Source organism: Erythrobacter sp. JB1-15 (genome assembly GCF_057365035.1).
This window is the reverse complement of the sequence record NZ_CP200295.1, coordinates 2,685,026-2,710,133: the sequence shown is the minus strand read 5'-3', so window position 1 is coordinate 2,710,133 and position 25,108 is coordinate 2,685,026. Positions and strand designations below refer to the sequence as shown.

Genomic DNA, 25,108 nt, shown 5'->3' with positions numbered 1-25,108 from the left:
AATGTCACGCATTCTAATCGTCGAAGCCCGCTTTTACGCAGGCCTGAATGACATGCTTATCAAAGGTGCTCGCGCTGCTTTGGAAGCTGAAGGCCATGAGGTCGAAATCCTCACAATGCCCGGCGCGCTCGAAATACCCGGCGCTATCGCTCTTGCGGCGGAAAGCGGCGAATTTGACGGCTTCGTCGCCATTGGCGTCGTGATCCGCGGTGAAACCTATCACTTCGAAATTGTGGCAGGAGAAAGCGCGCGCGCCATCATGGCGTTAACGATGGATGGTATTGCCATTGGCAATGGCATTCTGACGGTCGAAAACGAAGCGCAGGCGCTCGTTCGCGCTGATCCTGAACAAAAGGACAAAGGCGGCGAAGCGGCCAAGGCAGCCTTGGCGCTGCTGGATTTGGCTAGCAGGTTTGGCCGGTAAGGCTCTGCTCAAGACCAGGATTTCGCCAAAAAGCAGGCTGCCTTCTCCAATATGGATGTATCTTACGCAGTTATCCTTAATGCCCCCATCCGCACAATAGACTAAGAACATACCCTCAATCGATGCGAAGAAATGAAGCACATATTTCTTACGCGCAAATGGAGGTGTAATAGCTCTCAATGTCTAGTGTCGCAGTTTTATTGCAAGGCACGCACGGCGATTGTTCCGCAACACTGCTTGCGAAGTCTTCCAAGATGATGAAGTCCTCCAGTTTGAAAGGGCTGCGTAGTCAGCTTGCGGAGAACCGTCGTGGATCTTGATGACGGCCAAATCGCCTCAATCATATCGCGCAGCTCCGACGGCGCCGCCGCTTTTGAGGACGATCCTGTAGACCTCCGCCCTTTCGCAGAACAACTGATCGCCATTGCCCAGGCTTTACGAAGTCAGGATACCGGTACGCCTGAGGCTTCCAACATCGATAGCCCAGCCTCCAACGAACCAACCCAATCGAGCCCTCGGATCGCTCAAAAATCGTTACAGGCCAACCGCCAAGGCCAATCAGCCACACGGCAAATCTACGCCCAAATGGCACGCGATGCTTATGCAATCAGGCGGCAGCGCACTGGCATATTCACCAATGACGTGATCTTTGGCGAGCCAGCTTGGGATATCCTGCTCGACCTCTACATCGCGCATGCCGACGATAAGCTAGTTTCCGTTTCGAGCGCCTGTATCGGTTCCGCTTCGCCTCCCACGACCGGATTGCGGTGGCTTGGCGTGCTCGAAAGCCACGAACTGATCGCGCGCGAGCATGATCCCGAGGATCAGCGCCGGGTTCTGGTGCGTCTAACCGATAGAGCGGTGGAGGCGATGGACACCCATTTTGCCAATGTCGCCAGGCGCCTGAATAAAGCCTCCGCTTAACCCTTCAGCGATCCAAAACACCCTCGCCCGGCATAGATCGCGCTGTCGCCCAATTCTTCTTCGATGCGGATGAGCTGATTGTATTTGGCCAGCCTGTCCGACCGTGCGAGCGACCCGGTTTTGATTTGTCCGCAATTGGTCGCCACGGCAAGATCAGCAATGGTGGCATCTTCGGTTTCGCCCGAACGGTGGCTCATCACAGATGTGTAGCGCGCACGGTGCGCCATATCGACCGCAGCCATAGTCTCGGTCAGCGTCCCGATCTGATTGACTTTTACGAGCAGCGAATTGGCAAGCCCCTGATCGATCCCATCAGACAGCCGCGCGGGATTGGTCACAAACAAATCATCGCCCACCAATTGCACGCTGTCGCCCACCATATCGGTGAGCGCTTTCCAGCCTGCAAAGTCATCTTCGCTCATCCCGTCTTCGATTGATCGGATGGGATAATCCTTGCACAATTGGGCAAGGTATTGCGCCATGCCTTCAGGATCGAGGCTCAGGCTTTCGCCCGAAATTTCATATTTGCCATCGCGGAAAAACTCGGTGGCCGCGCAGTCGAGCGCGAGGACGACATCATCGCCCGGAGTAAAACCGGCACGCGTGATCGATTCCATAATAAAATCGAGCGCGGCGCGCGTGCTCGCAAGGTTGGGGGCAAATCCGCCTTCATCGCCCACAGAGGTCGCAAGGCCTTTCTCGCTCAGGCCCTTTTTCAGCGTGTGGAAGATTTCGGAACCCCACCGAACCGCCTCGGCAAGATTATCTGCGCCCACAGGCATCACCATGAATTCCTGTATATCAATCGGGTTGTCAGCGTGTTCGCCGCCATTGATGATATTCATCATCGGCACGGGCAGCACATGCGCTGACACTCCGCCCAGATAGGAATAGAGCGGCAATCCGCGCGCATTGGCAGCGGCTTTGGCCACGGCGAGGCTGGTGCCCAGAATGGCGTTTGCGCCAAGCCTGCTTTTGTTATCGGTGCCATCAAGCGCGATCATCGCCAGATCAACATCACGCTGGTCTTCTGCATCAAACGCGCCAACCAAAAGATCGCGGATGTCATTGTTGACGGCGTTCACCGCGCCCAGAACGCCTTTTCCCATATAGCGTCCCGCATCGCCATCGCGAAGCTCAACCGCCTCGTGCGCGCCGGTTGAAGCGCCCGATGGCACGGCCGCGCGGCCAAAACTGCCATCATCGAGCAGCACATCAACCTCAACTGTGGGATTGCCCCGGCTGTCAAGAATCTCACGCCCGTGCAGGTCGATGATCGCGGTCATATTTGGCTCCTGGCTCAATGTGTAGTATAGAGGTAAAACACCTTAAGGTGCAGCGATTCTGAAAAGTCAGCAGCACCGCGGTAATGCAATGCTCCAATTTCACCGGTGCCCTATTCGCCGGAAACAATCGGTGCAAGATGCGTTAACTCTACAAACGCATCTGCATGCGTTTAAACACTGGAAATTCACGCAATCAGAAGGCAAGACAAAGCTCATGGCTGAGACGAAAACAACCAAAACGACCACACGCAAAACCGCAAGCACGCGCAAACCCGCTGCGAAGAAGACGGCAACCAAATCTACGGCATCCGCGAAAAAGGCCCCTTCGGCAAAAGCCGCCAATGGCAAAGCTGCCAGCGCGGCGACAACTGGCACTGCTGAGGCAAAAAGCCGCTTTAACGCTGCGCTTGAAGAGGCAAAAGCAGGCGCGCAGGCTTTGCGTGCAGAAGCGGGCGATCGCGCTGATGCCTACCGCGATCAGGCCAAAAACAAAGGAGACACACTCGTGAACGATGCCAAACAATATGGCGACAAGGCGATGAGCCGGGCTGGCGAATTGGCCGTTGATGGCAAAAGCGCGGTCAGCGATGGCATCGCCTCGCTTGGTCAGGTCGTTGGCGATACCGCTGGACAGATTGATGAGCGTTTGGGCGAACAATATGGCGATTACGCTCGCAAGGCTTCGCGCACATTGGCTGAAACCTCGGCAAAGCTCGAAGCGAAAAGCGTCGATGAGTTGGGCGAAGATGCGCGCGAATTTGTCCGCAAAAGCCCCGGTGTCGCCGTTGGTATCGCAGCGGTTGCAGGCTTTCTTGTGGCGCGAATGTTCCGCGGATCGCGCGACTGAGCCAGATCAACAGCTCTCCCATTGAAAACAACCAAACTATGAGCGGTGACGGCAGACTGGCCGCCAATGCTAATGCAGGTGCAGCTGGTTCCAACCCGGACCCGGCTGCACCGCTGCACGGCGCATATGTCCCCACGGGCGAAGCCAACGCGCGCGAGCCAAGCGCACAGGGCGCAGTCCCCGGGGAAGCGGAGACCGCCCCGCCCCAAACTTCTTTCGATGATACGATCACCGGCGAAATAGCGGCCCTGATTGATGATGGGCGCACCTATGCTGAGGCTGAACTGGCGTTTCAAAAAACGCGCGCAAAGCTGACAGGCCGCACCATTGCGATCACCGCTGTTTGTGTCGTCTTGGCTATTGTTCTGCTTCACATAGCGTTCTTGGCGCTTGCCGTAGGTCTGGTGATTGCACTCGCCCCTTTGGTGACCACTTGGGGCGCGATTGCCATTGTGGTGGGCGGATTGATGGTTCTGGTTGGGCTTTTGGGCTGGCAAGCGAAGTCTAGCGGCCAGAAAATTGCCCGTTTGTTCGCCTCACCGCCCAAGGATGACGCAGCATGAGCCGGCTTGATGAGCAATTGGTCGAAGACAGAGCGATGCGCGATGCAGCCAAGATGGTCTTGATGGCTGATATTGAGCACACCAAAGAAGCGCTTTCAGGCAAAGCCATCGCTGGGCGGGTCGGCAACAAGGTTGGGGACGGCGCCAAGGACGTCTTTGAGATCGCCAGATTTCATGCCGAGGAAAACCGCGGTATCCTCGCGGCTATTATCGCAGCGGTCATCTTGTGGTTTGCCAAAGATCCCATTCTCAATGCAATGGGTTTCGGTTCAGCAAGCGACAACGAAACAGACGATACAGCGGCACAAGAGACTGAAGCAGGGCTGGACGAGGATGCGCCGCAGCCAGCGGCGGCAGCTCCAATGAACAATCACGAAGCCAAGCCAGACGAGCAGGCTTCAAATATGGTGAGTGACAATGACTAAACCCTCCGCAACCGTACCCGTCCCTGCCCCGCGCGATGAATTGCGCGCCAAAATCGAAGCCAGCGAACGCCGCATAGCAGAGCGCACCATGGCCGATCAGGCCAGCGATGCGGCAGGCGCGGCGACGCAATATGTGAAAGACAATCCGCTGACGGTTCTGGGCGGCGCGATCGCGGTTGGTTTGGTAATCGGGATGATGACACAGCCAGGCCGCAGAGCAGCCAAGGGCGCCGCCACAGGCGCTGCAAATGCCGTAAGCGGGGCTGCATCAGGCGCTGCCAAATCGGTTGGAACAGCCACCAAAAAGCGCGGAACGGCCTTCGGTGCTTTGGTAGCAGATGCCGTAGTTGCCTACGGTATCAAGGCGATCGACAACGCACTTGATGGCGCGCGCACAGGGCGCGACAAACTTGAGGACATCTCCGATGATGCCTCTGCAAAAGCGCGCGAAGTCCGGCGCGATGCTGAGTATTTTGCAGGGTCCGCCGCGGACAAATCCCGCGCCGTTTCGCAGCGCACTCGCAGACGTGCAGAGCGCGCAGTGCGCACCATCAAGGACCGCGTTTCGAACTGATATCCAGTCCCGCAATAGCCAGCGCGGCCCAAGGGAGCTGCCAAATTCGACACGCTTGCCCTTGCCACGCCGCTGAGCAGCGCTAAACGCGCCGGGGAACACTATCAAAACGGAACCCTGCCATGGAAGAAACCACCACAAAACAGCGCTTGCATCTGGTAATGGGCGGACGCGTTACCGATCCGCGCGGGCATGAATTTGCCGATCCCGAAAGCGTCCATGTCGTGGGGGTCTACAGCTCTTACGAAGCAGCAGAGGACGCTTGGAGAGCGCAGGCACAGCGCACAGTTGACGATGCTGAGATGAAATATGTGGTCGTGCATATTCACAAATTGCTGACCCCAAGCGAGTAAATCCGCCGGGCGCTCGCTCTCCTTGAAATACTCAATCAGACCTTTCGCCCTCAGCGACGCCCATGCTCTTGCGGCGCTTACCGTTGCAGCAATCGAAGCTGTCGGGTCATCACGGTATACCCCTGAGCAAACAGCGGCCTGGGCAGCGCGCCATCCGGGGCCAGAGCGCTTTGCCGAACGGGCAAAGGCGGGCGACAATATCTGGGTGGCAATGGGAGAAGACCAAAAAGCGGTCGCCTACGCCCTGCTTGAGGCCGATGGGCACCTCGACATGCTGTATTGCCACCCCGATCATACGCGGCAGGGACTGGCTGATGCTTTGCTGCAGACTGCGGCAGACCACGCTGCCAAAGGCGGCCTATCGCGCCTTTACACAGAGGCAAGCGAACTGGCTCGTCCGGCGTTTGAACGTGCGGGATACTCAGTGACCGAAAGGCGCGACTTCACTATTCGCCACGAGGGCCGCGATGTCGCCATCCACAATTATGCGATGGAGAAGCGGATCGGCTGAGCATTGCTGCAGCCGATCAGGCTTTCAACCTCAAACAAATTCGATCTTGTCGACCAAATAGAACTTGTCGCCTGCTGGCACAGTGACTTCAATCTCGTCTTCGACCTGCTTGCCGATCATCGCGCGCGCCATGGGCGATGAATAAGAAATGCGCCCTTTGGTTGCATCCGCCTCGGTTTCACCGACGATCTGATATTTGATCGGCTTGTCGTCATCATCAAGCAAAGTGACGGTCGCGCCAAATACGATGCGGTCGCCGCTCAAACTTGCCGGATCGATGATCTGCGCACGGCTGATCTTGCTTTCCAGATCGCCGATCATGGCTTCGACCTGGCCCTGACGCTCTTTAGCGGCGTGATATTCCGCATTTTCGGAAAGATCGCCGTGCGCGCGCGCTTCTTCAATCGCGTCGACAATCCGGGGACGTTCCTCGCGCAGAGTTTTGAGGTCAGCGGTTAACTGCTCATACCCTTCAGCCAACATTGGAACTTTTTCCATCGTCGCCATTACCTTTTCTTCCTTCTGACGCAGACCTGGCACATTCAAAATCACCCACATCCCAAAGCCATGGTCGCTCCTGCCGGAACGGCCTGTCGGACTATGAAATGTCGGAAAAGGGCTGCAATTGCCTAGCTGTAATAGTCCTGAAGAGAACGAACTTCAAGTTCCTGCGAAATTGTGCTGATTGCTCCCACCGATGCGATCGATGCCGCAGCGGTGGTGTAATAGGGCACTTTGTTCTCCAAAGCGGCCTGCCGGATTGATTTGCTGTCGAGCAAAGACTGCCACCCCTCGGTCGTGTTGAAGATCAAGGCGATGTCGCCATCAATGATCCGGTCAACAATATGCGGCTGCCCCTCGGCGACCTTGTTTACTCGCTCAACATCCAAACCCTGCTGCGCCAGATACGCTTGGGTGCCAGCGGTGGCGACGACATCAAACCCTTGTTCAAGAAGGCTTTTTACGCCCGGCAGGATAACTGATTTGTCGGTGTTCTTGACCGATACAAACACAGTGCCGGATGTCGGCAGGACCATGCCTGCGCCCATTTGAGATTTAAGAAATGCGGTGTCAAAATTGCGATCAATCCCCATCACTTCGCCCGTTGATTTCATCTCGGGGGTCAAAACAGGATCGGATCCGGGGAAACGGCTGAAGGGGAACACCGCCTCTTTCACCGCCATATAGTCAAGATCGCGCTTGAACGGTTCAAATTCGCTCAAAGGAGTGCCTGCCATCACGCGCGCGGCGATTTTGGCGACTGGCTGTCCGATGGCTTTGGCGACAAAGGGGACCGTGCGGCTGGCGCGCGGGTTCACCTCGATGAGATAGACCTCGCCCTCTTTCACCGCGAACTGAACATTCATCAATCCGCGCACACCGAGCGCCATGGCAAGACTTTCGGCCTGCCGCTCCATTTCCGCGATAATGTCAGCGGGCAGCGAATAGGCGGGCAAAGTGCAGGCGCTGTCGCCTGAATGGACCCCGGCTTCCTCAATATGCTGCATCACGCCTGCAATGCGCACTTCATTGCCATCGCACAAAGCATCGACATCGCATTCAATCGCATCGCGCAGATATTGATCGACCAGCACCGGGCTTTCGCCTGACACCTGGACGGCTGTGCGCATGTAGTCATCCAATTGCGCTTCGGAATCGACGATTTCCATCGCGCGCCCGCCCAGCACATAGGATGGGCGCAGCAGCACCGGATAACCGATCCGCGCCGCGACAGCAGCGGCTTCATCGCGGCTATAGGCGATGCCGTTATCGGGCTGTTTAAGACCTAGCTGATTGACCAGTTTGGCAAAGCGTTCGCGGTCTTCGGCAAGGTCAATCGCATCAGGGCTGGTGCCAAGGATCGGGATGCCTGCATCCTCCAATGCCTGAGCGAGTTTCAATGGGGTCTGCCCGCCAAACTGCACGATCACACCCACAAGCTCGCCCGATTGCTGTTCAACCCGGAGGATTTCGAGAACATCCTCACCAGTCAGCGGCTCAAAATACAGCCTGTCAGACGTGTCGTAATCGGTTGAGACCGTTTCGGGATTGCAATTGACCATGATGGTCTCGAACGCTTCGGCAGGATTGGCACCCTTTGGCCATTCCTCGCCCAACGCAAAGCAGGCATGCACGCAGCAATAGTCAAACTCGATCCCTTGCCCGATCCGGTTCGGTCCGCCGCCCAGGATGACAATCTTGCGCCGGTCAGACGGTGCGGCTTCGCATTCGGGCTCGCCAAAGCTTGGGGCTTCATAGGTTGAATACATATACGGCGTGATCGCTTCGAATTCGGCGGCGCAGCTGTCGATCCGCTTGAACACGGGCAGCACACCAAGCCGCTGGCGCAGCGCGCGCACTTCGTCTTCGCTGGTGGCTCCGGCCATCGCCTGAAGCGCATCGTGCAGCAGCCCGGATCGGCGCGCCTGCGTTTCGGCTAGCCCGCCTTTCACCCCGACAGAGCGGACGGCAAGATTGGCCAATCGCTGATCGGAAAAACCCATGGATTTCAGCCGCCGCAAACCTTGCGCATCCTGGGGCAGACCGTTTGTCGCAATATCCGCCTCAGCAGCAATAATCGCCTCAATCTGGCGAAGGAACCAGGGATCATACCCAGTAAGCGCGCCAATTTCCTCAACGCTCAATCCCTCACGCATGGCCTGGGCCACTTTCAACAGCCTGTCAGGCGTGCGCTTGGTGATGGCCGCCGTGACGACATCGCGCGACACGCCTTCAAGCTCTCGCACCCGGTTGAACCCGTCGAGCCCTGTTTCCAGCCCGCGCAGGGCTTTTTGCATCGATTCGGCGAAATTGCGCCCTATCGCCATCACCTCGCCCACCGATTTCATCGCGGTGGAAAGCGATGCCTGTGCGCCTTTGAATTTCTCAAACGCAAAGCGCGGGATCTTGGTCACGACATAGTCAATAGTCGGCTCAAAACTGGCGGGCGTTGCTCCGGTGATCTCATTGGTGATCTCATCCAGAGTGTATCCGACCGCCAGTTTCGCAGCGACGCGGGCGATGGGAAAACCGGTTGCTTTGGATGCAAGCGCCGAGGAACGCGACACGCGCGGGTTCATCTCGATAATGATGAGCCGCCCGTCTGCCGGATTGACCGCAAACTGCACATTCGATCCGCCGGTTTCGACGCCTATCTCGCGCAGGCAGGCGAGTGAGGCGTTGCGCATGATCTGATATTCTTTGTCCGTAAGCGTCAAAGCGGGCGCGACCGTTATGGAATCGCCGGTGTGAACCCCCATCGGGTCGACATTCTCAATCGAGCAAATGATGATCGCATTGTCCGCTTTGTCGCGGACGACTTCCATCTCGTATTCTTTCCAGCCGAGCAGCGATTCTTCGATCAGCACTTCGGTTGTGGGTGATGCATCGAGGCCCTCGGACACGATCTTGTCAAACTCGGCCTTGTTATAAGCGATCCCGCCGCCAGTGCCGCCCAAGGTGAAACTGGGCCGGATGATTGAGGGAAGACCGGTGCGCTCCAAAATCATGCGCGCTTCTTCCAGCGTGTTTGCCACACCCGAACGCGCGCTTTCCAGACCGATCGAATCCATCGCCTCGCGGAAACGCTGGCGGTTTTCCGCCTTGTCGATGGCGTCCGCCTTGGCCCCGATCATCTCGACACCGTGCTCGGCCAGCACACCCATTTCATCAAGTGCCAGAGCGCAGTTGAGCGCCGTTTGCCCGCCCATGGTCGGCAGCAGAGCATCGGGCTTTTCCTTGGCGATGATCTTGGCGACAACTTCTGGCGTGATCGGTTCAATGTAAGTCGCGTCGGCAAATTCCGGGTCGGTCATGATGGTCGCTGGATTGCTGTTGACCAGAACGACGCGGTACCCCTCCTCTTTCAGTGCCTTGATCGCCTGTGTGCCCGAATAATCAAACTCACACGCCTGCCCGATAATGATGGGACCAGCGCCAATGACGAGGATTGAGGATATGTCGTTACGCTTGGGCATTATTGAGGGGTCTCATCATTCGAGGTGTCTGAATTGAGCTTGGAAGCAGGCTTAGCGGCGGGTGCGCTCACGGTGAAAGCAATCAGCCGCATGCCGTCCTGCTGGCGCTCGCACCCGGCGCGCACGATTGCATCATGCGACACGGCCGCGCCGCGCACTCGGTAAAGCGCGGGGTCTTTGCCAAGGAAAAACGCGCCTTTTTCATCGACCGATTGCGCCATGAATTGATCGACAGCGGTGGAGGTTTCATTGGTGCTGGTCATATTGCGCCGCCCAGCCTTTTCATCACTGCCTGCCACGCTGAGCGCATTGATTGCATCCAGATCAAGCTTGGTGATGTCATAAGTGAAGGTCGGCACCCAAACCCCGCTATCAATACCCGCATTGCGAAAATCACGCGCCGACTTGGTGGAGGCCATGCGCGCGGCGCACTCGTCGGTGGATTCGGCAACATCGCGCCAGTCTTCGGGAAAGAGGATGGAGCATGCCGGGAGGGTTAAGGGCAAAAGGAGGATGGCGAGGCGCACGCGCATTATGGCTGATCCCCCAGCCCCCCAACAAACTTCTCAAACAGGTAGAAACTGTCCTGCGGGCCCGGCGATGCTTCGGGGTGGTATTGCACGCCGAAAGCGCGCTTGCCTTTCACCGCGATCCCGCAATTGGAGCCGTCGAACAGGCTCACATGGGTTTGCTCCAGCGTATCGGGCAAAGTGTTCGCATCGACGGCAAAGCCGTGGTTCATGCTGGTGATCTCGACCACACCGGCGCTCTCGCCCCAGCCTTCACCCACGCGCTGCACGGGATGGTTTGCGCCGCGGTGGCCTTGGTGCATTTTTACCGTTTTTGCTCCCGCTGCCAATGCGAGCATCTGGTGGCCTAGGCAAATGCCGAACATCGGCACATCGCGTTCCAGCAGAGCCTTGATAACCGGCACCGCATAAACGCCTGTTGCCGCCGGATCGCCGGGGCCGTTGGACAGGAACACGCCGTCAGGGTCCAGCGCAAGGATCTCTTCCAGCGCTGTTTTAGCAGGCACCACCGTCACACGCGCGCCTGCCCGCGCCAGATTGCGGAAGATGTTGTCTTTTGCGCCGTAATCAATCGCGACCACATGCGGTTTGTTTGACCAATCTGCACGGCCATAGCCTGTGCCAAGCCGCCAATACCCGCCTTCCCATTTCTGTGACGCTTGCCGGGTGGACCGCGCGGCAAGGTCCATCCCTTCAAGCCCGGCCCAATCCTGCGCTTGAGCAAGCAAAGCGGGAATATCAAACTGGCCCGATGCTTCATGCGCAATCACCGCATTGGGCGCGCCCGATTGCCTGATGCGCCGAGTTAAGCTGCGCGTATCAATGCCGGACAGGCCAATCTTGCCATGGCGCGCCATCCAGTCGGAAAAACCATCCACGCTGCGAAAGTTTGATGGCGCTGTGACATCCTCGCGCGTGACGCAGCCCACTGCGCTTTCCACAGACTTATCCACAGCGCTTTCCACATCTTCGCTGTTGGTTCCGACATTGCCAATATGCGGGAATGTGAACGTGACAATCTGCGCTGCGTAAGACGGATCGGTCATCACTTCCTGATAGCCGGTCATCGCGGTGTTAAAGCACACCTCGCCCACGGCTGTGCCAGATGCGCCAAATCCGCGGCCCCACAGCACGCTGCCATCGGCCAGAACAAGACAACCTGTCGCGCCGTCAGGCTGCGCAGGGGTAGAGGCGGATGGGGCCATGGGGCGCTCCGTTCAAAAAGGTTTTTCCAGCAATGTCGCTAAGTCTCACCGGCTAAGCTTGCACATGGCCCGCGTCAACCTAGGTTTCCATCGCAATGTGCGTTAGGCCGCGCTTATGCATCCACTCATCCACAGCAAAGTTTGAAAACAGCCATGATCCGAGACGACATCAAAGCCGCCACCATCACCGCAATGAAAGCGAAAGAGAAAGAGCGCACCGCGACCCTTCGCCAGATATCGGCCAAGATTAAGGACCGCGATATCGAAGAGCGCACCTCTGGCAAGGACATCGACGATGATGCGCTGGTCACCAGTGTCTTGCAAAAGATGGCCAAACAGCGGCGCGAATCGATTGAGATGTACGAAAAAGGCGGCCGCGCTGAACTCGCAGCGAATGAGCAGGCAGAGCTTGGCGTGATCGAGGAATTCCTGCCCCAGATGATGAGCGAGGCAGAAACCGCAGCCGCCATTGATGCGATCAAAACCGAGCTTGGCGCGTCCTCGATGAAAGATATGGGCAGCGTGATGGGCGAATTGAAAAAGCGCCATGGCGCCGTGCTGGACGGCAAGCTGGCGAGCGGAATGGTGAAAGCCGCGCTGTCTTGACCACAGACATATTCACACACCCCGCTTGAATTGCGAGCGCGGCGGGCGCACTTTGTCGCCATGGCCATCACCCCGCAATGGAAAGACGAACTGCGCGCGCGCGTAACCTTGTCCACCATTGTTCAGCGCACGACCAAAATCGTCAAAAAGGGGCGCGAATGGGCCGGGTGTTGCCCGTTTCATGATGAGAAAACGCCCAGCTTCTATGTGAACGATCAAAAGCAGTTCTATCACTGCTTTGGCTGCGGCGCGCATGGCGATGTCATCACATGGATGATCGAGCAACGCGGGCTTGGCTTTATGGATGCGATCAAGGAACTCGCGCTTGAAGCGGGCATGGAAGTGCCTGCGCCCGATCCTGTCGCAGCCAAGAAGGCGGAGAAACGCGCGGAGCTCGTCGATGTGACCACTGCCGCGCAGGATTGGTTTGTCGATAATTTACGCGGCGCTGATGGGCGCGAGGCGCTCGATTATCTCAAACGGCGCGGGCTGACGCGCGAGATTTTGCGCGAGTTTGGATTTGGCTATGCGCCCGAAGACAAACAGGCCCTTGCCAAAGCGCTCTCGCAATTCGATCCGGCGATGCTGGCGACAAGCGGAATGCGCATCAACACCGATGATGGCAGCTCCTATGACCGGTTCCGCGGGCGGGTGATGCTGCCCATTCAGGATGCGCGCGGACGGGTGATCGCGTTTGGCGGGCGCATTCTGGCCAAGCGCGACGGCGTGGCGAAATATCTCAATTCGCCTGATACGCCGCTGTTTGACAAGGGCCGCACGCTTTACAACCTCCACCGCGCCTCCACCGCCTCACGCCAGACCGGCCGCGTGATCGTGGTTGAGGGTTACATGGATGTCGTCGCGCTGCACCAGGCGGGCTTTACCGACAGCGTTGCACCGCTTGGCACCGCTCTTACCGAAACGCAGCTCGAAATGCTGTGGCGCATGGTTGAAGTGCCGATCTTGTGTTTTGACGGGGATAAAGCCGGACAGCGCGCCGCTATGCGGGCCATATCGCGCGCTTTGCCTATGCTCGCCCCGATGCGCTCGCTTGGCATAGTGCGATTGCCCGCAGGCCTTGATCCGGATGACCTTGTCAAACAGCAAGGCCCGCACGCGATGGAAAAGCTGCTTGCCAATCCGCAAAGCCTGCTCGATGCGATCTGGATTGCCGAACGCGATGCCCAACCGCTCGATACGCCCGAGGCGAAAGCGGGATTGAAAGCGCGGCTGATGCAGCATGTCGATACAATCGCCGATGGCGACATCAAAGCGCTGTACCGGCGCGAATTGCTCGATCGGTTTTCAGCATTCGCCTATCCCCCGCGCGAACCGCGCAAAATGAACAAAGGCGAATGGCGCGGCAAACCCATGGCCCCTGCCCGTTTGTCCAACGATGCGCGCGCTGCGCTTCAGGGGGTTTTGGCGAACAGCCTCGATAACAACCTTTTAAAGGCCGTGCTCGCCGGATTCCTGCGCCATCCCGACCAGATAGAGCGTCATTCCCGCGCGCTGATCCAGCTTGCTCAGGCCGACCCGCAAAGCACAGCTGCAATAGAATCGCTGATAGACCTGTCAGACACCCTTGATTCAGGCAGCAAAATGGCCATATCGCTAGATCAAGGCCAAATCGCCCCAGCGGATACTCGTAAATACGCCTTTCTCCGAGACGGCGCCCAACCCGCTGAAGCGCGCGATCAACTGGCTGAAGCTGTGTCGCTGCTGGCCCAAAAGCCAGCGCTCGAAGCTGCTATGGCAGCAACGGTCGCGCGTTTTGATGAGGATCCCGAAGGGGCCTTTGCTGAACAGGAACGGCTCCGCACACAGCTGACTTTAGTTAATGATCGTTTGAAAGCGTTTGGACGGCGCAACGCCTCTCCTGCCGATAGCGACGAAAGTGACACCACCCTGGCTGCCGATCAGGCGGCATCGGAATTAACATCGGCGCGGGCAGACGGTTCTGCTCAAGACCGGGCAATGGATTGATAGCGATATATGGCAACGAGCGCGAAATCTCAGGATAAAGAAGATGCTCCGCTGATTGACCTCAATGAGGCATCAATCAAAAAGCTCATCACCAAGGCAAAGAAGAAAGGCTATGTCACTTATGACGAGCTGAACGAAGCTTTGCCATCGGGTGAAATGAGCCCAGATCAGATCGAAGATGTCCAGACCGCTCTGTCGGAAATGGGCGTGCAGATCGTCGAGAATGACGAGGAAGCAGAGGCCGAGGCGGAAGCCGAATCCGAAGTGGAAGAAATGCAGGTTGGTGCTGGCGACAAGAAAGACGCCAAAAAAGATGCCAAGCCTGCGGCCAAGAAAACCGGAACCGGTGACCGCACCGATGATCCGGTGCGCATGTATCTGCGCGAAATGGGCGCTGTCGAGCTGCTCAGCCGCGAAGGTGAGATCGCGATTGCCAAGCGGATCGAATCCGGTCGCGACATGATGATTATGGGCCTGTGCCAAAGCCCGATCACTTTCCACGCGATCATCCAATGGTCTGAAGCGCTCAATGCAGAAGACATGCAATTGCGCGAAATTCTTGATCTGGATGCCATGCTTTCCAAGGAACCTCCGCCAGACAAGATGGAGGAGGAGAACGAGGAAGACGACGGTACAATCTCTGAAGAGACCGCTGGCCCCACCATCCGTGAGGATGAAGAGGTCGAGGATCACAAAGAGGAAGGCGAAGAGGGCGAAGAGGGCGAAGGCTCTGAGAAAAAGCGCGACGATGAAGAGGAAGAGGACAACACTCTTTCACTCGCGCAGATGGAAGCCGCGCTTAAACCCGATGCGATCGAGCGGTTTGCCCGCATCACCAAGCTGTTCAAAACCTTTGAGAAATTGCAGGCCGAACGCGTCGACACTTTGGCGGTTGGCAATGAATTTCCCAAGGCGAAAGAGAAGAAATACGAAAATCTTGGCGATGAGCTGACTGCTGAGGTGGAAAGCATGCAGTTCCACGCCACGAAAATCGAATTTCTGGTCGACAACCTCTATGCTTTCAATCGCCGCCTCACCGCGCTGGGCGGCCAGATGCTGCGTTTGGCGGAGCGTCATAAGATCAAGCGGATCGATTTCCTCAAAAGCTATGTTGGCAATGAGCTCGATGACAGCTGGATTTACGCCAACGCCAAAAAAGATAAGAAATGGGCCGCTTTCGCTGAGAAAGAAGCCTCCGCCATCGAACGCATCCGCACCGAAATCGCTGATATTGCAGCGAACACCGGCATGGCGCTTCCCGAATTTCGCCGCATCGTGAACATGGTGCAAAAAGGCGAGCGTGAGGCGCGCATCGCGAAGAAGGAAATGGTGGAAGCCAACCTTCGCCTCGTGATTTCCATCGCCAAAAAATACACCAATCGCGGCCTGCAATTCCTCGACCTTATTCAGGAAGGGAATATCGGCCTGATGAAAGCGGTCGATAAATTTGAATATCGCCGCGGCTACAAATTCTCGACCTATGCGACATGGTGGATCAGGCAGGCGATCACGCGATCTATCGCTGACCAAGCCCGCACGATCCGTATTCCGGTGCACATGATCGAGACGATCAACAAACTCGTGCGCACAAGCCGCCAGTTCCTCCACGAGGAAGGCCGCGAGCCGACACCGGAAGAAATGGCAGCGCGCCTTTCCATGCCGCTTGAAAAAGTGCGCAAGGTCATGAAAATCGCCAAAGAGCCGATCAGCCTTGAAACCCCCATCGGGGACGAGGAAGATTCGCATCTGGGTGATTTCATTGAGGACAAGAACGCGATCATCCCTGTGGATGCCGCGATCCAAGCTAACCTCAAAGAGACCGTCACCCGCGTCCTCGCATCGCTGACCCCGCGCGAAGAACGCGTTTTGCGTATGCGGTTTGGCATCGGCATGAACACCGATCACACGCTTGAAGAGGTCGGCCAGCAGTTCTCGGTTACGCGCGAACGTATTCGCCAGATTGAAGCGAAAGCTTTGCGTAAGCTTAAGCATCCGAGCCGTTCGCGCAAAATGCGCTCGTTCCTGGATCAGTGATAGAGGCGAACACAATGAAAGCATTCACTCGGTTTGCGCTGCCAATGGCTGCTGCGATCACTTTTCCGCTGGCTTCGCCTGGGCTCGCTCAGGACGCAGCTTACGAAGCGCCAGCGGATGAGCTGGTGGAGGCACAGGCCATTATCGAGGTGATGTTTCCAGCAGAAACACGCGAGGAAACAATGCTCGCAATGGCGACATCGATGGGCGAACAGGCAGCCCAAGGGATGATGCAGGGCCCCGTTTTTGAAGAGCCGGGCATCCGAGCGATTATGGACCAGTTCTTGGCCGATCTGTCTGAAACCATGCGCCCGGTGATTGTAAAACATTTGCCCAGCATGCTCGATTCCACCGCGATTGCTTACACACGAGAATTTTCGCTGAGCGAGCTCCAAGACATCCGCGCCTTTGCAGAAACCGAAAGCGGCCGGCGTTACTTTTCCAGTTCGCAGCAGCTTTTGAACGATCCCATCGTTGCGGAAACCAACAGGACGTTTTTTCAGGACGTCTCCCAGCTTTCGCAGGAACGCTCAGCGGCGCTTGCGCAGGAAGTTGTCCAATATCTGCAAGACAATCCTGACGTGGTCGAACGCCTTGAAAAGGCCGGAGTTGGCGCTTCCAATTGATCGCGCTGATACAGGGATCGCTTTTGCGGCGGGGAATGCAAAATGCCAACGACAATCGCCCCTAAGATTATCGCCATTGCGAGCCAGAAAGGCGGGTCTGGCAAAACCACTCTCGCCGTCCACCTCGCCACGCGCGCGGCGCAGGCTAAGCATGAAAGCTGCGTGATTGACACCGACCCGCAGGCAACCGCTGCGGCTTGGTCCGATTGGCGCGGGGATTTCTTGCCCGTTGTCGTCACCGCGCCCCCTGCCCGGCTTGGCCGCACGATCGACAGCGCCAAGAAACAGGGCGTGGACTTTATCGTGATCGACACCCCGCCCCATGCCGATGCCGCCGCGCGAGAGGCGATCAAGGCGGCCGATATCGTCCTGATCCCGACAAAGCCGCGCGCCTTTGATCTTGCTGCGCTGGAGCCGATTGCGGATCTGGTGAATTTTGCGAACACTCCTGCTTTTGTGGTTCTGAACGCGGTGCCATCGGGCGCAACCAAAATCTCTGCCGAGGCCAAGGACGCGGCGAAGGACATTGGCCTGAAAGTCTGCCCGGTGGAACTGGGTGACCGCGCCGCTTTCCACCGCTCCAGCGCCAAGGGCGAAACCGCGGCAGAAATCAACCCGGACAGCAAAGCCGCCAAAGAGATCGACAAGCTGTGGAAATGGCTCAGCAAAGAGCTGAAAAAAGCCGCGAAAGAGTAGCTGGGCGGCGAACAGCGCAAAACTCGGTCTAAAACCGCAACATCCGGGGTGGAGCATTGCGCCTGCACCCACTATGTAGCGCCCATGCGCATCGCAATAGCATCAGACCACGCCGCAACGGACCTGAAAGCCGACCTGATCGAATGGCTTATCGAATCGGGCCACGAAGTTGCCGACCTAGGCCCCGACGCGGGCGAAAGCGTCGATTACCCCGATTATGGATATAAGCTCGCCGAAGTCTTGGCCGAGGGCGTCGCCGAGGCAGGCGTTGCTCTGTGCGGCAGCGGCATCGGCATTTCGATCAGCGTCAACCGCCATCCGGCTGTGCGCTGCGCTTTGGTATCAGAACCTTTGTCCGCTGCTTTGGCCCGGGAACACAATGATGCGAATTGTATCGCCCTTGGCGCGCGGATAATTGGCATCGAAATGGCCAAAGCCTGCGTATCTGCTTTTCTGGAGACCGAATTTGCCGACAAGGGCAATCCCGAAGGTCGCCATCAACGCCGGGTTGCAAAGCTCGGTCATCCGCCTGTTCACTCTGATACAATCGAGACCCTCCAATGAGCACAGCCCCGTCAGACGTACTCAACCCTATGGATGCATTCTGGAACGATGATCTGGCAGCCGCTGATCCGGAAATCGCAGCAGCGATTGGCAGCGAACTGGCTCGTCAGCAAGACAAGATCGAGCTGATCGCATCTGAGAACATCGCTTCAAAAGCGGTGCTGGAGGCGACAGGCAGCGTCTTCACCAACAAATATGCAGAAGGCTATCCGGGTAAGCGGTATTACGGCGGCTGCGATTATGCCGATGTGGTAGAAACCTTGGCAATAGACCGCGCCAAGCAATTGTTTGGATGCAATTTTGCCAATGTGCAGCCGAACAGCGGCAGCCAAATGAACCAGGCCGTGTTCCTTGCCCTGCTTCAGCCGGGCGACACCTTTATGGGACTCGATCTCAATTCAGGCGGGCACCTCACTCACGGCTCTCCTGTCAATATGTCGGGCAAATGGTTCAACCCTGTCAGCTACGGTGTGCGCCGCGAAGACGAGCTGATTGATATGGACGCGGTTGCCGCAACGGCGCGCGAACACAAGCCGAAGCTGATCATTTGCGGCGGCACGGCCTATTCGCGTCAATGGGATTTTGCCGCATTCCGCGCCATTGCCGATGAAGTGGGCGCCATTTTGCTGTGCGATATGAGCCATATTTCCGGCCTTGTTGCAGGCGGCGCGCATCCCTCGCCTTTCCCGCATTGCGATATCGTCACTTCGACCACGCACAAATCCCTGCGCGGTCCGCGCTCGGGCATCATCCTTTGGAATGACGAGAAATACACCAAGCCGCTCAACATGGCGGTGTTCCCCGGCCTGCAAGGCGGACCTTTGATGCATGTGGTCGCGGCCAAAGCGGTGGCTTTCCGCGAAGCGCTTCGGCCCGATTTCAAAACCTATGCGCACCGCATCGTGGAAAACGCGCGCGCGCTCGCAGCCAGCCTCGAAGAAAACGGTCTGCGCATTTGTTCGGGCGGGACAGACAACCACTCGATGCTGGTTGATCTGACGGCAAAGGATGTGACCGGCAAGGACGCGGAAAAAGGCCTCGATCGCGCCTGGCTCACCTGCAACAAAAACGGCATTCCGTTCGATACGCGCTCTCCGTTTGTCACCAGCGGTGTCAGGCTGGGCACGCCGGCGGGCACAACGCGCGGTTTTGGCCCTGCGGAATTCCGCCAGATCGGGGCGCTGATCGCCGAAGTGGTCGAAGGGCTCTCCAAAAATGGCCCCGAAGGCAACGGCCAAGTCGAAGAACGCGTGCGCGGCGAAGTCGCCAAATTGTGCGCGGCCTTCCCCGTCTATCCTGACGCTTGATCGCCGCCGCCCATCATGCGTTGCCCCTTTTGCGCCAATGAAGACACACAGGTAAAAGACAGCCGGCCGACAGAGGACAACACCTCTATCCGCAGGCGGCGCCAGTGCAATTCATGCGGGGCGCGCTTCACCACCTTTGAACGCGTGCAATTGCGCGAGGTTGTGGTGGTGAAAGCGGGCGAGGACGGGGAGGATGCCCGGCGCGAACCGTTTGACCGGACCAAACTTGACCGATCCGTCGCGCTCGCCTGCCGCAAGCGCGGTGTGAGCCAGGAACAGATCGACCGCCTCGTCTCAGGCATTCAGCGCCAGGTGGAAACCGCAGGCGATGCCGAAGTGCCCTCTGCACGGATTGGCGAACTGGTCATGGACGGGCTGCGCGGGATCGACAGCGTTGCTTATATCCGCTTTGCCTCCGTTTACCGCGACTTTTCAGAAGCGCGCGATTTTGAGGAATTTGCGAGCACTGTCGCCGAAGCGGCCAAGGATTAAGGCATGGCGAACAAGCCTGTCATCGTGCTGGTCCGCCCGCAATTGGGCGAGAATATCGGCAAGGCAGCGCGCGCAATGCTCAATTTTGGGCTGACTGAGATGCGCCTGGTTGAGCCGCGCGATGGCTGGCCGAACCCATCGGCAGGGCCATCGGCGGCAGGTGCGGACATCGTGCTGGACCGCGCCGAGGTGTTCGCCACCACTGCTGAGGCGGTCGCGGATTGCGAGCATGTCTATGCCACCACGGTGCGCAAACGCGGCGTAACAAAGCCGGTGGTGGGAGCGGATGAAGCAGCGCGCCTGATCCATAGCGAGACTGGCCGTCACGCGATCCTGTTCGGGCCAGAGCGATCAGGATTGGAAACGGGCGATGTTGCGCTGGCGCGGCACATTCTCACCGTGCCAATCAATCCCGAATTTGGATCGCTCAATCTCGCGCAGGCGGTGATCCTTGCCTCGTATGAATGGGCGCGGATCGGGCGCGAACAGGCGGATGCTGGCGATCTGGTCCAGCCCACTGCGGAGGAAGAGGCGCTGCCCCCTGCCCCGCAGCATGACCTTGAAGGGTTGATCGCGCATTTTGAAAAGTTGCTCGATCCGTGTGGCTATTTCCTGCCCGAGGCCCGCCGCGAGGCGACGCAGCGTACTTTGCGCACCGTTCTAACAAAGCCGGGGTGGAACCACCTTGAGGTGCGCACCTTGCGCGGGATTTTGAGCACGTTGGAGCGCGGCCCACGCTAAGCGGGCTGTGTGGTGAGGGGGCAACGCGGCGGGGCAAGTTTCACCGATTGGCAAGCTCGTGATGGACAGGCTGTAGCGCATTGGGTAGCACCACCCTTCCCCCTATCTTTGTGAGAACTTTGATGAAATCTCCCATTTTCGCCGCAATCCTGCTGGCTGCACCTTTCGCTTTTGCCCCTGCCAATGCATTTGAGCCTGATAAGGCGAAACCCGCAGCTTCAGCCAAGAGCGAGGACAAAGGCGCCAAGGACGAAGCCGCCGCTGGCGATAAAGACAAAGTGATCTGCCGCTATGTCCGGCTGGACACCAGCAGCCGGCGCAAGACCAAAGTGTGCCGCACCGAAGAAGGGTGGCGCGCGCTCAACAATCCGCGCTGATCGCGGGCGGCGCAAACCCTGCGGCTTGACTGCACGAGCAGCCCTGTTATTGGGCGCGTTCGCAATTGGCTCCGCACCCCGGTGAAGCGGCGGCCGCATCCAGCATTCTGGCTGGATGGTGCGATGCCGGGTTCAACGATTGCCACACGGGCAGTCCAGCAAAATTGAAGGAAAGACATATGTCAAAGCGCAAAAGCGCCAAGTACAAGCTCGACCGCCGGATGGGCGAAAACATCTGGGGTCGTCCCAATTCTCCAGTCAACAAGCGCTCCTATGGCCCCGGCCAGCACGGTCAGCGTCGCAAAAGCAAGATGTCAGACTTTGGTCTGCAGCTGCGCGCCAAGCAAAAGCTCAAAGGCTATTACGGAGATGTGACGGAAAAGCAGTTCCGCTCAACCTACAAAGACGCAACCCGCATGAAAGGCGACACTGGTCAGAACCTTATCGGTCTGCTCGAACGCCGCCTCGACATGATCGTTTACCGTGCGAAATTTGCGCCAACGATCTTTGCTGCGCGTCAGATTGTGAACCACGGCCACATCTATGTGAACGGTGTGAAATGCAACATCCCGTCGCGTCGCTGCGATCTGGGTGATGTCATCAGCCTGGGCAGCAAAGCCAAGGAAATGGCGCTGGTCATCGAAGCGCAAAGCCTGCCCGAGCGTGAAATTCCCGATTATGTCGTGCCCGAAGGCAATGACAAAGTCGCATTCAGCCGCGTTCCCAAGCTTGACGAAGTGCCTTATCCGGTCACGATGGAGCCGAACCTGGTGGTCGAATTCTATTCCCGCTAATTCAGGCGCATTTATATAAAAAGGCCCCGCCATCCAATTGGATTGCGGGGCCTTTTCATTTTTGAGCCTCGTTAGAGAGGCTTATGAAATGCATCAATCGCGCGTTTGATCCCAGATTTTAAATTCATATCGGATCGAACCTTCGACAAGCTGTTCCCAGATATCGCCAATAACGTCAGAGGGGATGCCGCGCGCCTCTGCATCATCGACCGCCGCAGCAATCACGCTGGCTTTGCGTTCTTCATCGCGAACCGCCTCGCGCACTGGTTTGATCCGGGCCGCCGCGCGCATATAGCCAAAGCGCCGGTCAAGCAGCGCGACCAATTCACGGTCAGTCGCATCCACCCCTTCGCGCACGTCGATCATGGTTTCACAAGTGTCGGGAGATTTGGGCATTTATCAGGAGCTTCCAAAATAGTTACGCCGAAATTCGGCAGCGAATTCAGCAAATGTGCCCTGCCCAATGGCATCGCGCATCTTTTGCATCAAGGCTTGGTAAAAGGCGAGATTGTGTTCCGTCACCAGCATCGCCCCCAGGATCTCGCCCGATTTCTGCAAATGGTGCAAATAGGCCTTCGAATAATCGCGCGATGCGGCGCAATCGGATGCGGGATCAAGCGGCGCTGTATCCTCGGCAAAGCGGGCATTGCGCAGATTTATGGGGCCATTCCAGGTAAACGCCTGCCCATTGCGGCCTGAACGGGTTGGCAGCACGCAATCGAACATGTCGATACCGCGTTCCACCGCGCCAACCAGATCATCGGGCTTGCCCACGCCCATCAGATAGCGCGGGCGGTCTGCGGGCAATTGCGCGGGTGCGTAATCGAGCACGCTGAACATCGCCTCTTGCCCTTCCCCCACGGCGAGCCCCCCACCGCATATCCATCAAAGCCAATGTCAGCCAGTTTCTCAGCGCTGATCCGGCGCAAATCTTCGTCCAATGCGCCCTGCTGAATACCGAACAAGGCTGATCGCTGCGCATGTTCGCCGCCTTCATCGAAAGCATCGCGGCTGCGCTTTGCCCAGCGCATCGACATTTCCATGCTGGCTGCGATCTCATCACGCGGACGGTCTGCACGCGGGCATTCATCGAACACCATGACGATGTCAGAGCCAAGCAGCCGCTGAATTTCCATTGAGCGTTCAGGGGTCAGCATATGCTTTGACCCGTCAATATGGCTGCGAAATTCAACGCCTTTTTCGGTCAGCTTGTTGAGATCAGACAGGCTCATCACCTGATAACCGCCGGAATCGGTCAAGATGGGGCGATCCCACTTCATGAATTGGTGCAACCCGCCAAGCCGCGCAATGCGTTCGGCCCCCGGACGCAGCATCAGATGATAGGTGTTGCCAAGAATGATGTCCGCACCCAGCGCGCGGACGCTTTCCGGCTTCATCGCTTTCACAGTGGCCGCAGTGCCCACAGGCATAAAGGCAGGCGTCTCAATTGCGCCGCGGTGCATTTCGATAGTGCCCCGGCGTGCCTTTCCGTCTGTCGCGTGGAGAGTAAACTGGAACCGCTTACTCACGCAGCCGCCATCCGGTTTTGAAAATAAACGCGATCACGCCAACGCACACAGTAAGAAATCCCAATGTCAGCCCCAAGGATACAGCGATCGACACATCGCTGGTGCCGTAAAATGTCCAGCGCAGCCCGCTCACCAGAAACGCAATCGGATTGGCAAGCGCAATCGTGTCCCACGGCGCTGGCAGCATATCGAGCGAATAGAACGTGCCGCCCAGAAAGGTAAGCGGGGTGAGGATGAGGACGGGGATAATGCCGAGCTTCTCAAAACTGTCCGCCCAAATCCCAAGGATAAAGCCGAACAGCGAGAAACTGGCCGCAACCAGCATGATATATCCCAAAGCGAACAGCGGATGCTTTATTTCGTAATCCACGAAAAGGGTCGCTGTGCCCAGAATGATCGCGGCGAGAACCAGGCTTTTGGTGGCAGCCGCCCCGACAAATCCGGTCAGCGTTTCCGCCACTCCAACGGGTGCGGATAGCAGTTCATAAATGGTGCCGGTAAAGCGCGGCATGTAAATGCCGAAACTGGAATTGCTGGTCGTCTCCCCCAGCAGGGTGAGCATGAGCAGGCCCGGAATGATGAACGCTGCGTATTCCACCCCGCCAATCGGCTCCATCCGGCTGCCAATCGCGGACCCGAACACGATGAAATACAAGGCAGTCGTCAGCACCGGAGCAAGGATTGACTGGAACGCCGTGCGCAAGGATCGCATCAGCTCGCGCTTGTAGATCGACCAGGCTCCGCGAAAATTGAACCCCATCATGCGGCCCTGCCCTGTTCGGATTGAGCCGGATGATCTTCCTCACCGAGCAGGCTGACGAAGATATCTTCCAAGGAGCTGTCGTGAATGTCGATGCCGACGAAATCCACCCCGGCACCGATCAATGCCTTGGTCAGCTGTGCAACCTCTGCCCGCCCGCTGCCGCTGCCATCGCCGCTATTGCCGCCGCGATAACAAATCTCGCGCCCTTCGTTGCGCAGTTCGGCGGGATAGTGGGCGATAGCGTCCGGCAAGGCGGCCAGCGGTGTGGCAAGCTCAATCACCGCCTCTGTCGTGCCGAGCCGTTCCATCATCGCCGCCTTGTCATCAACCATCAGGATTTTGCCGCCGCGAATAATGCCGACGCGGTCTGCCATTTCCTCGGCTTCTTCGATGTAATGCGTGGTGAGGATTATTGTGACCCCGCGTTCTTTCAGCGCGCTGATCTGCTGCCACATGCCTTTGCGCAGTTCCACATCAACGCCCGCCGTAGGCTCATCAAGGAACAGCAATTCAGGTTCATGGGCCAAAGCTTTCGCAATCAAGACCCGGCGTTTCATCCCGCCTGACAATTCGCGGATCTGGCTATCGCGCTTGTCCCACAAGGACAGGCTTTTCAATATCTCTTCGATGCGCGCTTTATCAGGGGCCAGGCCGAACAGGCCGCGCGAATAGGATACGGTACGGAAGACCGTATCGAACATATCCGTGCTCAATTCCTGCGGAACCAGTCCGATACGCGCGCGCGCTCGGCGCCAATCGCGCGATAGATCGTGGCCAAAAGCGGTGATGACGCCGCTGCTTGGCCGGACCAGACCGCAGACCGCGCCAATCATTGTCGTCTTGCCTGCGCCATTGGGACCAAGCAGCGCGAAAATCTCACCTTTGCGAATGGTCAGATCGACATCGTCCAGCGCACGCACCCCGCCTTTGTAAACCTTGGACAGGCTTTCGATTGTAAGGATCGGTTCGGACAT

General features: G+C 57.8%; 27 protein-coding genes and 1 pseudogene. 19 read left to right on the top strand and 9 right to left on the bottom strand.

Translation table 11 applies throughout. The annotated features are described in order from the left end of the window. The first annotated feature begins 1 nt into the window (after window position 1). Window positions 2–424, top strand: coding sequence for a 6,7-dimethyl-8-ribityllumazine synthase (gene ribH, locus AC0V6L_RS13100; protein ID WP_486154631.1), 423 nt, complete (start codon window positions 2–4; stop codon window positions 422–424). Window positions 425–733: 309 nt separating this feature from the next. Beyond that, window positions 734–1,348: a MarR family transcriptional regulator gene (locus AC0V6L_RS13095; protein ID WP_486154630.1), complete on the top strand. Its 615-nt coding sequence runs from the start codon at window positions 734–736 to the stop codon at window positions 1,346–1,348. Here the strand turns inward: AC0V6L_RS13095 and eno are convergent. Then, window positions 1,345–2,634, bottom strand: coding sequence for a phosphopyruvate hydratase (gene eno, locus AC0V6L_RS13090; RefSeq protein WP_486154629.1), 1,290 nt, complete (start codon window positions 2,632–2,634; stop codon window positions 1,345–1,347). The two genes, AC0V6L_RS13095 and eno, sit on opposite strands and share 4 nt — an antisense overlap. A gap of 214 nt (window positions 2,635–2,848) precedes the next feature. Here eno and AC0V6L_RS13085 point away from each other — a divergent pair, with 214 nt between their 5' ends. The 6 genes from AC0V6L_RS13085 to AC0V6L_RS13060 all read left to right on the top strand — a co-directional run bounded on the left by AC0V6L_RS13085 (window position 2,849) and on the right by AC0V6L_RS13060 (window position 5,907). After that, a complete protein-coding gene (locus AC0V6L_RS13085) occupies window positions 2,849–3,481 on the top strand; it encodes a hypothetical protein (RefSeq protein WP_486154628.1) in 633 nt (210 codons plus the stop codon). A gap of 38 nt (window positions 3,482–3,519) precedes the next feature. Beyond that, the gene (locus AC0V6L_RS13080) at window positions 3,520–4,044 is read left to right on the top strand and encodes a phage holin family protein (RefSeq protein WP_486154627.1); all 525 of its coding nucleotides are present in this window, start codon (window positions 3,520–3,522) and stop codon (window positions 4,042–4,044) included. After that, entirely contained in the window at window positions 4,041–4,469 is a 429-nt protein-coding gene (locus tag AC0V6L_RS13075) for a hypothetical protein (RefSeq protein WP_486154626.1), read from the top strand. Before AC0V6L_RS13080 ends, AC0V6L_RS13075 begins: the two co-directional genes overlap by 4 nt. Then, the gene (locus tag AC0V6L_RS13070; protein ID WP_486154625.1) at window positions 4,462–5,043 is read left to right on the top strand and encodes a glycine zipper domain-containing protein; all 582 of its coding nucleotides are present in this window, start codon (window positions 4,462–4,464) and stop codon (window positions 5,041–5,043) included. Before AC0V6L_RS13075 ends, AC0V6L_RS13070 begins: the two co-directional genes overlap by 8 nt. A gap of 122 nt (window positions 5,044–5,165) precedes the next feature. After that, window positions 5,166–5,396, top strand: a complete 231-nt coding sequence (locus AC0V6L_RS13065; protein WP_486145994.1) for a DUF4170 domain-containing protein — start codon at window positions 5,166–5,168, stop codon at window positions 5,394–5,396. 22 nt (window positions 5,397–5,418) lie between these two features. Beyond that, entirely contained in the window at window positions 5,419–5,907 is a 489-nt protein-coding gene (locus AC0V6L_RS13060) for a GNAT family N-acetyltransferase (protein ID WP_486154624.1), read from the top strand. Between the two features lie 30 nt (window positions 5,908–5,937). On the opposite strand, the gene greA is transcribed toward AC0V6L_RS13060, so the two are convergent. From greA to carA, 4 genes are all read right to left on the bottom strand, one after another. Continuing rightward, a complete protein-coding gene (gene greA, locus AC0V6L_RS13055) occupies window positions 5,938–6,414 on the bottom strand; it encodes a transcription elongation factor GreA (protein WP_486154623.1) in 477 nt (158 codons plus the stop codon). 122 nt (window positions 6,415–6,536) lie between these two features. Continuing rightward, window positions 6,537–9,884: a carbamoyl-phosphate synthase large subunit gene (carB, locus tag AC0V6L_RS13050; RefSeq protein WP_486154622.1), complete on the bottom strand. Its 3,348-nt coding sequence runs from the start codon at window positions 9,882–9,884 to the stop codon at window positions 6,537–6,539. Beyond that, window positions 9,884–10,417, bottom strand: a complete 534-nt coding sequence (locus tag AC0V6L_RS13045; RefSeq protein ID WP_486154621.1) for a hypothetical protein — start codon at window positions 10,415–10,417, stop codon at window positions 9,884–9,886. Before AC0V6L_RS13045 ends, carB begins: the two co-directional genes overlap by 1 nt. Beyond that, window positions 10,417–11,619: a glutamine-hydrolyzing carbamoyl-phosphate synthase small subunit gene (gene carA / locus AC0V6L_RS13040; protein ID WP_486154620.1), complete on the bottom strand. Its 1,203-nt coding sequence runs from the start codon at window positions 11,617–11,619 to the stop codon at window positions 10,417–10,419. Before carA ends, AC0V6L_RS13045 begins: the two co-directional genes overlap by 1 nt. A gap of 153 nt (window positions 11,620–11,772) precedes the next feature. Between carA and AC0V6L_RS13035 the strand changes: the two genes are divergently transcribed. The 11 genes from AC0V6L_RS13035 (at window position 11,773) to rpsD (ending at window position 21,842) form a co-directional block, all read left to right on the top strand. Then, window positions 11,773–12,225 carry a GatB/YqeY domain-containing protein gene (locus tag AC0V6L_RS13035; protein ID WP_486154619.1) on the top strand — a complete coding sequence of 151 codons (453 nt, stop codon included), beginning with the start codon at window positions 11,773–11,775 and terminating at the stop codon, window positions 12,223–12,225. A 60-nt stretch (window positions 12,226–12,285) separates the two neighbouring features. Continuing rightward, a complete protein-coding gene (gene dnaG, locus AC0V6L_RS13030; protein WP_486154618.1) occupies window positions 12,286–14,211 on the top strand; it encodes a DNA primase in 1,926 nt (641 codons plus the stop codon). A gap of 9 nt (window positions 14,212–14,220) precedes the next feature. Continuing rightward, the gene (gene rpoD / locus AC0V6L_RS13025; RefSeq protein WP_486154617.1) at window positions 14,221–16,245 is read left to right on the top strand and encodes an RNA polymerase sigma factor RpoD; all 2,025 of its coding nucleotides are present in this window, start codon (window positions 14,221–14,223) and stop codon (window positions 16,243–16,245) included. 14 nt (window positions 16,246–16,259) lie between these two features. Beyond that, window positions 16,260–16,871, top strand: a complete 612-nt coding sequence (locus tag AC0V6L_RS13020; protein WP_486154616.1) for a DUF2059 domain-containing protein — start codon at window positions 16,260–16,262, stop codon at window positions 16,869–16,871. Between the two features lie 42 nt (window positions 16,872–16,913). Next, window positions 16,914–17,567: a ParA family partition ATPase gene (gene parA / locus AC0V6L_RS13015; protein WP_486154615.1), complete on the top strand. Its 654-nt coding sequence runs from the start codon at window positions 16,914–16,916 to the stop codon at window positions 17,565–17,567. An 84-nt stretch (window positions 17,568–17,651) separates the two neighbouring features. Continuing rightward, the gene (locus tag AC0V6L_RS13010; RefSeq protein ID WP_486154613.1) at window positions 17,652–18,131 is read left to right on the top strand and encodes an RpiB/LacA/LacB family sugar-phosphate isomerase; all 480 of its coding nucleotides are present in this window, start codon (window positions 17,652–17,654) and stop codon (window positions 18,129–18,131) included. Further along, a complete protein-coding gene (gene glyA, locus AC0V6L_RS13005; protein ID WP_486154612.1) occupies window positions 18,128–19,438 on the top strand; it encodes a serine hydroxymethyltransferase in 1,311 nt (436 codons plus the stop codon). The genes AC0V6L_RS13010 and glyA overlap by 4 nt, the downstream gene beginning before the upstream one ends. A gap of 15 nt (window positions 19,439–19,453) precedes the next feature. Then, window positions 19,454–19,930: a transcriptional regulator NrdR gene (nrdR, locus tag AC0V6L_RS13000; RefSeq protein WP_486145968.1), complete on the top strand. Its 477-nt coding sequence runs from the start codon at window positions 19,454–19,456 to the stop codon at window positions 19,928–19,930. A 3-nt stretch (window positions 19,931–19,933) separates the two neighbouring features. Then, window positions 19,934–20,671 (top strand): RNA methyltransferase, encoded by a 738-nt coding sequence (locus tag AC0V6L_RS12995; protein ID WP_486154611.1) that lies wholly within the window; start codon window positions 19,934–19,936, stop codon window positions 20,669–20,671. Between the two features lie 122 nt (window positions 20,672–20,793). Continuing rightward, window positions 20,794–21,048 (top strand): hypothetical protein, encoded by a 255-nt coding sequence (locus tag AC0V6L_RS12990; protein WP_486154610.1) that lies wholly within the window; start codon window positions 20,794–20,796, stop codon window positions 21,046–21,048. Between the two features lie 179 nt (window positions 21,049–21,227). Next, entirely contained in the window at window positions 21,228–21,842 is a 615-nt protein-coding gene (rpsD, locus tag AC0V6L_RS12985) for a 30S ribosomal protein S4 (protein WP_486145962.1), read from the top strand. A 93-nt stretch (window positions 21,843–21,935) separates the two neighbouring features. Here the strand turns inward: rpsD and AC0V6L_RS12980 are convergent, their stop codons facing one another. The 4 genes and pseudogenes from AC0V6L_RS12980 to AC0V6L_RS12965 form a co-directional block, all read right to left on the bottom strand. Beyond that, complete coding sequence (locus tag AC0V6L_RS12980) at window positions 21,936–22,238, bottom strand: chorismate mutase (protein ID WP_486154609.1); 303 nt, start codon at window positions 22,236–22,238, stop codon at window positions 21,936–21,938. 3 nt (window positions 22,239–22,241) lie between these two features. Further along, window positions 22,242–23,371, bottom strand: a pseudogene (gene tgt / locus AC0V6L_RS12975) (tRNA guanosine(34) transglycosylase Tgt). Further along, window positions 23,364–24,131, bottom strand: a complete 768-nt coding sequence (locus tag AC0V6L_RS12970; RefSeq protein ID WP_486155145.1) for an ABC transporter permease — start codon at window positions 24,129–24,131, stop codon at window positions 23,364–23,366. The pseudogene tgt and the gene AC0V6L_RS12970 overlap by 8 nt, the downstream one beginning before the upstream one ends. After that, window positions 24,131–25,108, bottom strand: coding sequence for an ABC transporter ATP-binding protein (locus AC0V6L_RS12965; RefSeq protein ID WP_486154608.1), 978 nt, complete (start codon window positions 25,106–25,108; stop codon window positions 24,131–24,133). Before AC0V6L_RS12965 ends, AC0V6L_RS12970 begins: the two co-directional genes overlap by 1 nt.